Origin of the sequence: Rhizobium sp. WSM1274 (genome assembly GCF_025200775.1) — a bacterium.
In the GTDB taxonomy this organism is placed as follows: Bacteria; Pseudomonadota; Alphaproteobacteria; order Rhizobiales; family Rhizobiaceae; genus Rhizobium; species Rhizobium leguminosarum_I.
The window spans coordinates 1,058,665-1,071,479 of record NZ_CP104139.1; the positions used below are offsets into that span (position 1 = coordinate 1,058,665).

Annotated in this window: 8 protein-coding genes; 5 read left to right on the top strand and 3 right to left on the bottom strand. The window is 62.7% G+C overall.

Annotated features, from left to right (window positions below):
• Positions 1 to 15: 15 nt before the first annotated feature.
• A complete protein-coding gene (locus N2600_RS29250) occupies positions 16 to 2,160 on the top strand; it encodes a methyl-accepting chemotaxis protein (protein WP_260299086.1) in 2,145 nt (714 codons plus the stop codon).
• Between the two features lie 69 nt (positions 2,161 to 2,229).
• Here N2600_RS29250 and N2600_RS29255 read toward each other — a convergent pair whose 3' ends face one another.
• The 3 genes from N2600_RS29255 to N2600_RS29265 all read right to left on the bottom strand — a co-directional run bounded on the left by N2600_RS29255 (position 2,230) and on the right by N2600_RS29265 (position 6,533).
• Positions 2,230 to 3,492, bottom strand: a complete 1,263-nt coding sequence (locus tag N2600_RS29255; protein ID WP_162116322.1) for a DUF3422 domain-containing protein — start codon at positions 3,490 to 3,492, stop codon at positions 2,230 to 2,232.
• A gap of 193 nt (positions 3,493 to 3,685) precedes the next feature.
• Entirely contained in the window at positions 3,686 to 5,047 is a 1,362-nt protein-coding gene (locus N2600_RS29260) for an MFS transporter (protein ID WP_222350902.1), read from the bottom strand.
• Positions 5,048 to 5,249: 202 nt separating this feature from the next.
• Positions 5,250 to 6,533 carry an ABC transporter substrate-binding protein gene (locus N2600_RS29265; RefSeq protein ID WP_170279645.1) on the bottom strand — a complete coding sequence of 428 codons (1,284 nt, stop codon included), beginning with the start codon at positions 6,531 to 6,533 and terminating at the stop codon, positions 5,250 to 5,252.
• 191 nt (positions 6,534 to 6,724) lie between these two features.
• Between N2600_RS29265 and N2600_RS29270 the strand changes: the two genes are divergently transcribed.
• From N2600_RS29270 to N2600_RS29285, 4 genes are read left to right on the top strand one after another with little or no spacing between them, the layout of a single operon-like run.
• Positions 6,725 to 9,247, top strand: coding sequence for a hypothetical protein (locus tag N2600_RS29270; RefSeq protein WP_222295488.1), 2,523 nt, complete (start codon positions 6,725 to 6,727; stop codon positions 9,245 to 9,247).
• A gap of 16 nt (positions 9,248 to 9,263) precedes the next feature.
• Positions 9,264 to 10,358 (top strand): beta-galactosidase BglB, encoded by a 1,095-nt coding sequence (gene bglB, locus N2600_RS29275; protein WP_222331881.1) that lies wholly within the window; start codon positions 9,264 to 9,266, stop codon positions 10,356 to 10,358.
• Entirely contained in the window at positions 10,355 to 11,719 is a 1,365-nt protein-coding gene (gene pglB, locus N2600_RS29280; RefSeq protein WP_260299087.1) for a polygalacturonase PglB, read from the top strand. Before bglB ends, pglB begins: the two co-directional genes overlap by 4 nt.
• Positions 11,707 to 12,813 (top strand): ABC transporter ATP-binding protein, encoded by a 1,107-nt coding sequence (locus tag N2600_RS29285; RefSeq protein WP_260111244.1) that lies wholly within the window; start codon positions 11,707 to 11,709, stop codon positions 12,811 to 12,813. Before pglB ends, N2600_RS29285 begins: the two co-directional genes overlap by 13 nt.
• Positions 12,814 to 12,815 lie beyond the last annotated feature (2 nt).

Sequence of the window (12,815 nt, forward strand, 5' to 3'; positions counted from 1 at the left end):
CATAAGAGGATTATGATGTTGCATTTCTGGAATAAATTCGGCATTCGCGCGCAGATCACCTCCGGCTTCGTGCCGCTGATCCTGTTGATGAGCCTGCTCACGGTCAGCGCGATCTCCGGCATGAACGGACTCGCCTCGATCTTTGCGTCTTATCGTGCCACGGCCGGCCAAAGTCTCGCCATCTCGGACTACAGCGACCAGCTGCACGAGATTCAGATGTCGGCGGAAGCCTTCCGCTCTACCCCGACGCAAGATGTCGTCGATCGCTTCCGAGCCGGCGTGAAGGCGTTCGACGCCGACGATCCGCGTTTCGCCGGCAACAAGGACCTGCAGTCCGGCCTTGCGGCGATCCGCCGGGACATTGCCGCCTATGGTAAGGCTTTCGAAGAGATCGTTGCCCTTCAGGCCAGGCGTGACGCCTTGATCTCCAAGGTCACCGAATTCGGCCCCTGGACCAGCATCGCGCTCAACGACGTCGTGCGCAGCGCCTGGCGCCAGAACGATGTGGCCCTGCTGCAGAAGACGGCGGCGACGCTGGAGGCTCTGAACCGCAGCCTTTATTTCTCCGAGCGCTTCGTGCATTCCAACGATTTCGCCGCCTATGACACGGCGCAGGCGGCACTGGCCGAATCGCTCACGCTCAACGAAGCCGCTGCCAAGGCCGCGAAGAACGAACTGCAAAAGAAGCGCCTGATGGGCGCCGGCCAACTGATGCAGAATTACACTGCCCGTCTCGGCGACATGAAGGACGTTCTGCAGGCCTCGGGCAACATCCGCCAGACGCAGCTCAGCGTGCTCGCGCCGAAAATCTCAGGCGGCTTCAAGGATCTGCAGGCAACTGTTACCGGTGCGCAGAAGACCCTGGACGGTTCGGTGGACGCAACGATTGCCTCCGCGACCAGTGCGACGCTCGTCATCAGCGGGCTGCTGATCGTCATCGGCCTCGTACTTTCCTATTTCGTCGGCCGGCTGATTTCCTCGGCGGTGCGCAACATGGCCCAGTCCATGGAGCAGCTTGCCCGTGGTGAGGAAGGAATCGTGATCACGGGCGTCGAACATCGCCACGAGTTGGGAGCCATGGCGCGTTCGCTGAAGGTATTCCAGGAAACGGGGCGCGCCAAGCTGATCGCGGAAGCCAATGCCGAACGCGCCCGCCTGGCGGCCGAAGAAGAGCGGCTGCGCCAGGAGGCCGAGCGGCTCAGCGACGCGCAGGTGATGGAACATGCCTTCCGCCAGATCTCCGTCGGGCTGGACGCGCTGTCGAAGGGCGATCTCACCGTCCGCGTCGGCGAAGTCGACCATCGCTATGTCAGGATCCGGGATCATTTCAACAATTCGGTCGCGAGCCTCGAAGAGGCGGTTGACGCCGTCATTCGCGCGGTCGGCACCATCCGCTCCGGCCTTGCGGAAATCTCCACCGCCTCCAACGATCTCGCCCGCCGCACCGAGCAGCAGGCAGCCTCGCTGGAGGAGACCGTCGCAGCGTTGGGTGAGGTGACCCGCGGCGTCAATGGAACGGCCGAGGGCGCAAGCCGCGCCCAGGGAGTCGTGGCGACCGCCCGCACCAATGCCGAAAAGGGCGGCGAGATCGTTGCCCGCGCGATCGATGCGATGACGGAAATTCAAAATTCGTCGTCCAAGATCGGCAACATCATCAGCGTCATCGATGAGATCGCCTTCCAGACCAACCTGCTGGCGCTGAATGCTGGCGTGGAAGCGGCTCGCGCCGGCGAAGCAGGCAAGGGCTTTGCCGTCGTCGCCCAGGAAGTCCGCGAGCTCGCCCAGCGCTCCGCCAACGCGGCAAGGGAGATCAAGCAGCTGATCTCTACCTCCTCGGCGCAGGTCAAGACCGGCGTCCAGCTGGTGGGTGAATCCGGCCTGTCGCTCGAACAGATCGTCGAGCAGGTCACCGCCATGAATGCGACCGTGGCCGAGATCGCCGTTGCCGCCCGCGAACAGGCGACGAGCCTGCGCGAGGTCTCCGCCGCCGGCGACCAGATGGATAAGGTGACGCAGCAGAACGCCGCGATGGTCGAAGAGACCACGGCCGCCGCCCAGAGCTTGACGCATGAAACCGAAAGCCTTGCCGAGCTGCTGCGGCGCTTCAGGACGAGCAGCGGCCGGGGATCGGAGCATCGGCATTACGCGCTGGCATCCTGACGTCCTGTCGATACGAGCAAACGCCGCCGCCCGAAATGGCGGCGGCGTTTGCTCGTGTCTGGTGTCGTATCAATGGCTCCCGGATGCCGGAGCGTGCGGTGCGCCGGCAATGCTCTTGCGAACGTGACGAATTGCCGTCCAGACGGCGAAAAGCACGACCGGGATGGCTCCGAGGACGGCGAGCTTCGCCATGTGCGGATCAACGCCCAGTTCGGAAATGCTTTCCAGGCAGATCTTCGCCAGCCCGACGGTGTAGTAGGTGATGGCGATGACGGAGAAGCCTTCGACCGCCTGCTGGATATGCACCTGGATCCGCGCCCTCTCTTCCATCGAGGTCAGTAGCGAGGCGTTCTGATCTTCGAGCTGAACCTGCACGGTCGTCCGGAGAAGGTCTCCGGCCAGGCTCACACGTTCGGCCAGTTCGTCGAGGCGGCGTTCGGCGGCTTCGACCGAGCGGACGGCTGGTTGAAACCGCCGGTCGATGAAGGTGCCGATCCTCTGACGCTGCTCGACGCGCACCTCGCGAAGCTCCGACGTTCTGCTTGCGACGATCTCGGCATAGGCTTTCGTCGCGCCGAAGCGGTGGCGAGCGAGCGCTGAGAAGTTGAGCACATCCGACGAGAGCTTGGTGACCTCGGAAAGCAGGGCTTTGTCGACCTTGACCGCGCTTTGCATGTGCGCGATCAGCAGGTCGAGGCGCCGGTCGAAGACGGAAAGCTTCGACACCGTCTCGCGCGCCATCGGCAACGCCAGCAACGCCATCATCCGGTATGTCTCGATCTCCAGGAAACGCCTGACCATGCGGCCGGTGCGATAGGCATTGAGGTTGCGGTTGAAGAACAGGAATTCCACGAAGCCGCTGTCTGTCAGGCGGAAATTCGAATGCACTTCCGCATCGCCGCCGCCGACTTGCGAGGCGACATAATCAAGCTTCGGTTTTTCCGGACGCTGCCCGTCCTTCTCGTCGCGCACCAGCACCCGGACGGCCGCGATGACCTTCCCGTCGATCTGACGGCAGCATGTCTGAAAGGCTTCCGGCGGGTTGCTGCCGGGTTCGGCCGATGCCGGAACGACGAAGGTGAGGGTCAGGAACTCGGTATGCGCCTCCCACTTCAGCCGGCCGTCGCCGATGCGGCCGATGCCGTGGTTGCCTTCGCGGGTCGTGGAGACATCCTCCAGTCCCGGCAGGGAATTCGGTATCTGAGGAGGGGCATTCACGCCGACGATGGCGACGTGCCACACATCCGTGTCGCCATCGAAGTAAAGCGACGGCCGCGCGTGGAGCTCGTTGTGAAGCTCTCTTCGCAGCGGATGCTCGGAGCCCATCGGCATGGAAATGCACCTCTATACGGTAGGCAGTCGCCGGGTCGCCTGATGTAACCGGGTTGCCGGCATGTGTGAATTGACCATGGCGCCTGCGAGCCGGCGAAGGCCGACAACGCCTATAGCCTCTCCCGAACCGCGTGTCACCATGCCTTCACCATCGGGTGGCGGCACTGCGCATGCCTTCGCACCGACCGTTCATTTAGAGCAAGCGCCAGCCGATGAAGCTTCCAAGCAGTTGCACACTACCGCCGGCCGACATCGCGATGATGAAGGCGGTTTCGGCTTCGCCGAGGAAGGCGAAGACCGCGCCCAGTATGGCGACGCCGATCGTCGCTCCCACCATGCGGGCGACGTTGATCAAGGCGCTCGCCGTGCCGGCGCGATCTGATGTCACGGTGGAGACGGCCACCGCCGTCAGCGGTCCTGTCGCCATGCCCATACCGACGCCAGTCAGCAGCAGCCCGATCTCTTCGGCAATGAACCAGTTCGCCAGAAAGGCGGCGCCGAGCAGCAGATTGCCGAGACCCATCAAGGCGAGCCCTGCGGATATGGCCTTCTTCTTCCCCAGGCGCTCCGAGATCGCGCCGGAGAAGGGAGAGATCGCGATGAAGCTGATCGCCATCGGCAGCAGCGATAGCCCGACCTCGACCGACGCCAGCCGGCCGAGGCCGAGGGAGGCGAGCGGAAAGAGGAAGAGCGTGCCGTACATGCCGAAAGTCATCGCCGCCGTTCCCAGCATCGCGCCGCGGAACTGGCTGCCGGAGAACATCGAGATTGGAACCAGCGCCGTCTGTTCCAGCCGCCGCTCGACCCTGACGAAGAGCAAGAGAAACAGCCCGCCGGCAATGGCCAGCAGGGACGTCCAGAGGGGCGGCAGGTGCGACGATTCGATCGCGGCGAGCGTCATGACCATGAGGGCAGCGATCCCCAGCAACTGACCGAGCATGTCGAAGGATCGGCCCTGCCGATCCGCGCTCTCGGGAACGAAGAGCCGCGCTCCGGCCGCCGCAGTCAGTCCGATGGGGATGACGACGAAGAAGACGGATCGCCAACCGAAATCACGGATGAGGAAGCCCCCGAGGCTCGGGCCGATCGCCAGCGACATGCCGTTGCAGCCGGCCCAGATTCCGAGCGCTCGGGCACGGATTTTCTCATCCCGGTAGATGACCCGGATTAACGAAAGCGAAGCGGGCAGGAGCAGGGCGGAGCCGAAGCCGGTTAAGGCTCTCGCCGCGATGAGGATGGCAATGGTCGAGGCGAATGCACAGCCAAGGCTCGCCAAGGCAAAGACAGCGCAGCCGATCATGAACATTAGACGTCGGCCGTAAAGATCGGCGAACAAGCCGCCGCTGATGAGAAGTGCTGCGTAGACGAGATTGTAGGCGTCAACGACCCATTGCAGTTCAGTGACGGAGGCCTTGAGGTCGAGTCCTATTGGCTGAACCGCCAGATTGACGACCGATGTATCGACCTGCGCCACGATCACGCCAAGGCACAAAATGGCAAGAGCGGCGGGCCTCAACTGCGAGTGAGCCCCAGTGTTTTGTTCGATCGAATTCATGACGCTGCCTTTCCCCTACAGCGCCGCACGTCTTTTCAGAGGCCTAAAGGACGCTGTAACAATTTGAAGGGAGACGTAGCGTGATTCAGGCTATCGACAATTCGAAACTAGTCGAAGTGTCTGTGGGAAAGAAAAAGCCACGGCCCTGTTGCGAGGCCGTGGCTGCTGCATGCGCGCATGATGCGGGACGACGCGTGACCGGTTACTTGGCGGCGAGCGCCACGTTGACCTTGTCGACGTCGGCACTCATTGCCTTGAAGGTCTCGTCGAGGGAAAGCTCGCCGACGATCAGCTGGCTCATCCTCTGAACGATGAGCTGATAGATGGCGGAGGATCCCTTGAGACGTTCCAGGTCCCGGGCTGCCTGCGGCACGCTATTGCGGCTTGCGAGGAAGACGGCCATCGCCTCCTTGGCATTCTTGCTTTCGAGCTTGTATTGCGGGTCCTTGATGTCGGCGCCCGTCAGGATGACGTAGTTTTCAGCGATTTCACGCTGGACCTTTTCAGAGCCGAGAAACTCGATGAACGCGGCCACGGCCTCCGGAGATTTGGTGCGCTTGAAGCCGACGATCGCGGTGCCGCCAGGCATCGCATAGCAGCCGGCATCGCCGCACGGCGCGCTGATTGCCGTCCAGTCGAATGCGTCGCCGATCTTCTTCTGGAACGGATTGACCATCCAGTTGCCGGCGAGATAGGTCACGACGTTGCCGTTGACGAACTCGTCGCCCATGTTCTTGTACTGGGTTCCGCCGGCAGCCCCCCACATTTCCTTGGGGAAGGAGCCGTCCTTCGTCCAGCCGTAGAGATCCGTGACATAACGCTTGGCGGCATCGTCGGGGAAGAAGAACTTGCCGTCCTTCACGTAGTTCGAGCCGTAGGAGAATGCCGCGCCGGAAAAGCGGTGGCCCGAGCGATCCATCGTGAAGGGTATCTGAGCGCCGGTCGCCTTGGCGACGCGCGCGGAGGCTTCGACGATATCCTTCAGCGTGGCGGTGGGCTTCGGAAGCGGTTCGCCGGCCTGTTCGAACAGCGTCTTGTTGACGAAGGGCAAGTTGAAGGTTTGCGACGCGATATAGCCGTTGATCGACTGCGGGTCGTTGACGCCGGGGAAGCGAAGCGTGTTCAGGCTGTCGCCGTGCAGCTTGGCGAAACCGTCCGGGTCCTTCATGTAAGGACGCAAGTCGAGGTAATAGGGCGCCAGCTGCCAGTCGGTGATCTTGGCAATGTCAGGGCCTTCGCCGACGGCAAGCTGTACCGGCAACTGCTTGGCGACCGCATCATAGCCCGACGAGACGAAATTGACCTTGACGTCGGGATGCGCCGTCTCGAATTCTTTGCTGAGCGCTTCCATCCGCTCGACGTAAGCCTGGTCATCGTCGGTGAACAGAAAGGTGATCGTCTTGGTTTCCGCCATGGCCGCGCCGGTCCATGCGAAAGAAACGGTAGCCAGCGCCAGTGCGAGGGCTCCTGAGAGATAGGTTTTCATTTTCATCCTCCCATGAAAATATTTTCATCAATCGCGGCTTCAGCCATCGATAAACGAATTTCATATACTTGACATTCGTTCGGTCAAGCTATTTTCTGCGGCACTAGTGAATGTTTTTGAGCAATTTGCAAAAATAGCCCGCAAAAAGACATAATGAAAATATTTTCATAGAATTGCGGAGGAGGCGGTCTGTGAAAACGGAATCCAGCAAACAGCCGGGCGAGATGACGCCGGCATACAGCGTGGCCGAGGGCCAGACGATCACGGCATGGGCCGTTTCCGGCCTCATCGCCAGCTATTTTCCCGGCGAGCCCGCGCCAGCCGAAGACCGCGTGAACTATCGTTTCATCAACGGTTTCGTCGATGTCGGCGACTTGCCCTGCCGCAAGGCTTTCTGGTCGACCATGGTCGGGCGGCCGCTGCTGCCCGACACAGCCTGGCCGACCGAAAGCCTCAATCTTCCCGGCGCAAACCGCCGCGTCGAGTTCACCGGTTTCTGGCACGTGCCGACGCATCTCAGGCGATGGCTGAAGGGCACGTTCAGGACGGAGACCGCGCGAACGCTCAATCTCAGGCTGAGAACCTGCGGCGGCGTTCGCATATGGGTCAACGGACAGGAGGAAGTGCGCTTCGAACCCTTCAAGCGCAACACCGAGAGCGCAACCGACATAAGCCTGCCGCTTAAAGCCGGCGACAACCAGATTCTCGTCCATACCGAAGACCTCGCCGAGCGCGACACGACATGGTTCTTCGAACTCGAGATGCTGGACGAGGAGCCGCTCTGCGTGCTGCTGCCCGTATCGCTTGATCAGGATGAGGTCCGCGAGCTGGAAGCCCTTGCGCGCGGCGTGCGCCCGGCCCGCGACGTCTTCGTCAATCAGCCGCTGGAGATCATCTTCGGCACTGCGCCCGAACGCGATCTGCCGGTAGAGATCGAGGTCGTCGGTCATGGGCACGAACGGCCCGTTCTCGCGCACTCCCGATTGACGCTCAAGGCTCATCAGAGCAGCCTCACGGCCGACGACGTCTGCGGCATTGCGGATGGTTATCACGGCATGCATATGACGATCGGCAGCGGCACGGGTTCGGTTACGCGCGTCATCGATGCCGCCTTCATGAGCAGCATTTCGCCGGTGCCATCAGAGACGTCGCTCGCCGCCCGCAAGCGGCAGGCGCTGGAATACAGCGCCCGCTTCGGCGCCAACCGCGTCGGGCGCCTGATCGCCATGATGGAAACCGGTCACCACGACCAGGAAAGCTTCGACCGCATCATCGACGCGACGCTCGCGTCCATCGATGCGCGGGAGGATTGCTCGGATTTCATCATGGTGCCGCTGTTATGGCTGATCGGCGCCTATGGCGACCGGATGCCCAGGGCCACCATCGACCGCATCCGGCATTCTGTCCGTTCCTATCGTTACTGGGTCGACGAGCCGGGCAATGACGCGATGTGGTTCTGGAGCGAGAACCATGTGCTCTGCTTTCATACGAGCCAATTGCTGGCGGGACTTCTCCTGCCCGACGAGGTGTTTTCAGCCTCGGGCAGGACGGGGCGGCAGCAAGCGGAACTCGCGCGCCAGCGCCTCGGTCGCTGGTTCGACAGCGTCGAAGCCCATGGGTTGGCGGAGTGGAACTCGGCCGCCTATTACCCGATCGACTTCATCGGTCTGCTCGCGCTGGAGCGGTGGGCCGAGACGGCGATGTCAGCGCGTGCCAGCGCCCAGATCGATCTCATCTTCCGGATGATTGCCCTTCATACGCTCGCAGGCGTTCCGGCCGGATCGCAGGGCCGCGCTTACGACAAGGAGTTGCGCGCCGGCCCGCTGACCGAGCTTGCGCCCTTCGCCCAGGTCGCTTTTGGAACCGGCTGGCTGAACAATGGTGTCGCGGCATTGACGATGTTCTGCGCCGGCGGCTACGAGCCGCCGGCCGAGCTGGCCGAGCTTGCGGCGCTCACCCCGTCAAGAAGCGTCGAGGCGCGTTACAGCCAGGGGCTCGAGAGCGGAAGACTCGTGCTGTTCAAGAACGAGGCGGCGCAGCTTTCGACGGTCGTCGATCACAAGACCGGCCAGAAGGGGCACCAGCAGCATGTCCTCGACATCAGGTTGGCCGGCCATCCGATGGCGAGGCTGTGGGTCAATCATCCCGGTGAGGACGATCCCTGGGGCAATCAACGGCCGTCCTATTGGGCCGGCAACGGCATCCTGCCGCGCGTTGCCCAGCATCGCGACGTCGCCCTGCTGATCCAGGACACAAGCGACGCACGGCACGCATGGACGCACGCCTATATCGGCCGCGACGGGCTAGACGACCTCATTATCGAAGACAAATGGCTGATTGTCCGATCAGGCAGAGGATTTTCCGCCCTCTGGGCGTCGAACGGCCTGGAGCTGATCACCGATGGCCCGACGGCCGGCCGCGAGGTGCGCTCCTACGGGCCGCTGTGCGGCTGGGCTGGTATCGTCGGATGCGGCAACGACGCCGCCTTCAAGACGTTCATCGAACGCCTGGGCCAGACGACGGTTTCCTTCGATCCCGGGCTTCGGCGTCTCTCCCTGACACCGCCCGGCGGCTCGGCGATCGACCTCTTCTATGCCGACGGACTTTCGATCGGCGGCAAGGCGAAGCCCTTCATCCACGATCAGCCGCATCCGATCCTCACCTACGACAGTGCAGCCTCCGGCGCCGGCACTGACGGGCCGTTCTACTCCTGAAACATAGGTCTCCAGCATGAACACAACATCTGTCGATAACGCCGCCCTCCTGACGACGATCGATCGCGTGGCAATGGCGTTCAGCCGGCTCCGGGGCATCAAGGAAGGTCTCGTGACCGGAAATTCCGCCTCAGGAATCCAGTTCGACGAATGGGACTGGGAAGTCGGTGTCGGCCTTTACGGCTTCCTGCGTCGCGCCATTTCCACCAATGATCAGAAAGCGCTGCAGGAGCTCGTCGCCTGGTATGCCGTCCAGATCGAACGCGGCCTGCCTCCGCGCCAGATCAACAGCACCGCGCCGATGCTGCCGCTTGCGATCCTCGTCCAGCATGTCGACCGTCCCGATTTTCGCGCTCTCGTCGAGGACTGGGCCGAATGGCTCGTCAAGGAACTGCCGAAGACCGAGGACGGCGGCTTTCAGCACGTCGTCAAGGAGCGCCTCAACGACGGTGAATTGTGGGACGATACGCTGTTCATGGCCTGCCTGTTCCTCGCCCGGGCCGGCGTACTCTGCCAGCGCAGCGAGTGGATCGACGAGGCCGTCTATCAATTCGTGATCCACACCCGCTATCTCTCCGATCCGGTCAGCGGGCTCTGGTATCACGGCTGGACCTTCCACGGGCGGCACAATTTCGCCAATGCCTTCTGGGCGCGCGGCAATGCCTGGATCACCGTCGCCATCCCCGAGCTCTTCGATCTCGTCCCGACGCTCGGCGAGAAGGACCGGCGTTTTCTGTCGAACGTTCTCATCAGCCAGGTGCGCTCGCTGAAGGAATGCCAGCGGCCGGACGGGATGTTCACGACGCTTCTGGACGATCCGTCCTCGCCGCTGGAAACCTCAGCCACGGCAGGCATTGCCTATGGCATATTGCGCGCCATCGATGCCGGCATTCTCGACAAAGACGACAGGGCCTATGCGGAGCGCGCGTTTGCGGCGGTGCTGGCGCAGATCGACGAAGAAGGTGTCGTCCACGGCGTCTCGGACGGCACGCCGATGGGCCATGACCTCGATTTCTACAGGCGCATCCCCAACGTGCCGACGCCTTATGGCCAGGCGCTGACCATGCTGCTCCTGACGGAAGTCTTTCTCGAGAACGGCGAGCGCCAATGAGCCCCGTGTCACTTGTCGCGATCGAGCCGGCGGAGGGCGACGATACGATCCGCCTGCAGGCGGCCATCGACGGCCTGTCGGCTTCGGGCGGCGGACGCGTGGAGCTCAAGGCCGGCATCCATGTCTGCCGCGGGCTCCAGCTCAGATGCGGCGTCGACCTTCATCTGGCCGCCGGCGCGATCCTGCGTCCCGTCCCGGACTACGAGGCCTATGCGCATACGAGTGTTTCGGTGATCGCTGAAAAGTCGGACCGCGGCATGGTCGTCGCCAAGGATGCACGGCGGATCAGCCTGACGGGGGCGGGGCGCATCGAAGCCGGTTGTGACAGCTTCATTGTGGGAGACGACGAGACGGTGGGAACCTTCATCCCGGCCGAATTTCGTCCTCGTGTCGTGGTGTTCGAAGGCTGCGACGAGGTCGAGATCAGCTCCGTCCATATTTGCCGCTCGCCAATGTGGACGCTGCATTTCGTCAACTGCACCGATGTCACAGTCAGGGATGTGACCATCGACAACGACCGCCGCCTTCCCAATACCGACGGCATCGTGCTGGATGCCTGCCGCGGCGCCGTCATCGAGGACTGCGGGATATCGACGGCCGACGACGGCATATGCCTGAAGACGAGCATCGGGCCTAATCGTGTCGCCATCGGACGATGCGAAAACATTCTTGTCCGCCGCTGCTCCGTTCGGAGCCTCAGCTGTGCGCTGAAGATCGGCACGGAAACGCATGGCGACGTCACCAATGTCGTTTTCGAGGATTGCAACGTCTCATCCTCCAACAGGGCGCTCGGCATATTTTCCCGCGACGGCGGCCGGATATCGAATGTGAGGTTTTCGAGAATTGCGGTGGAGTGCCGCGAGACCCCCGACGGTTTCTGGGGCTCGGGGGAGGCGCTGACCGTCAATGTGGTTGACCGTGTCGCGGAGCGCACGGCAGGCGCCATCGAAAATCTCATCGTCGAGGACATAACCGGCCGGATGGAGGGGGCGATCACGATCATTTCGACCTCGTCGGCCGGTATCAGGAACGCATCGCTTGCGCGCATCGCCATCGATCAGCAGCCTGGGCAGCTCGGTACGGCGCGGTCCTACGACCTGCGTCCGACGAACGCGGACCTTTCCCCGAAAGCCGATGGCGGCGGCCGTGCGAATGCCTGGACCCGCGGGTCTGACGGTCGGGTGATCGGTCTTGAGCACTATCCGGGGGGAATGCCGGCCGTCTACGTGGCTGATGTCGTCGGGATCTTGATAAACGAGGTGCGGATCACAAGACCGACACCGCTGCCGCAAGGCTGGAACAAAAACAACGCCGTCTTCGAAACGGCGGCACCTGATGGGAGTGGGGCATGGCAGAACTGAAACTTTCCAACGTCAACAAGTCGTATGGCTCAGTCAAAGTCCTGCATGACGTCGAACTCGATATCCAAGACGGCGAGTTCGTCGTCTTCGTCGGTCCGTCGGGATGCGGCAAGTCGACCCTGCTGCGTGTCATCGCCGGCCTCGAAGAGGTCACGGAGGGCGCAATCGCGATCGGGGGGCGCGACGTCAGCGCGCTCTCGCCTGCCGAGCGCAAGATCGCAATGGTCTTCCAGTCCTACGCGCTCTATCCGCATATGAGCGTTCGCAAGAACCTCGCTTTCGGCCTGGAGAACCTGAAGTTCAAGCGCGCCGAGATCGAGGCGCGGATTGCCGAAGCCGCCAGGATGCTGGCGATCGAACCTTATCTGGACCGGCGCCCGAAGCAGCTTTCGGGCGGCCAGCGCCAACGCGTGGCAATCGGCCGGGCCATTGTGCGCGAACCGGACATTTTCCTCTTCGACGAGCCGCTGTCGAATCTCGACGCCGCCTTGCGCGTCCAGACCCGCGCCGAGATCACCAAGCTCCACCGCGAGATCAAGACGACGATGATCTACGTCACGCATGACCAGGTCGAGGCGATGACGATGGCCGACAAGATCGTCGTGCTGCGCGCCGGGCGGGTCGAGCAGGTCGGCGCGCCGCTGGACCTGTTCGATAGCCCGCGCAATCTCTTCGTCGCCGGCTTCCTCGGCTCGCCGCGCATGAATATCATCGAGGGCAAGGTATCGGGCGTCAGCGAAAGCGGCGTCACCATCGATGTCGGCAACGGCGGCAGCATCGTCAGCGATGTCGACCTCGCCGGCATTGCGGTCGGACAGGCCGTTCTCGCCGGCATCCGGCCCGCGCATTTTTCACGTTCCAGCGAGCGAGGCCTGCCGTTCATCGTCCAGTATCATGAGGGCCTCGGGACCGAGACCTATGTCTACGGCAACCTTGCAGGTCAGGACGAGCAGATGATCATTCATGAGGCCGGCCATTTCGCGCCGGCCCCTGGTGATCACATCCTGATCGATGCCGCCCCGGGGCGGGTTCATCTGTTCGATCCCGAAAGCGGCCTGGCTTTTGCCCGGCGGCCCGGACAGGGGAGGCGCTGAAC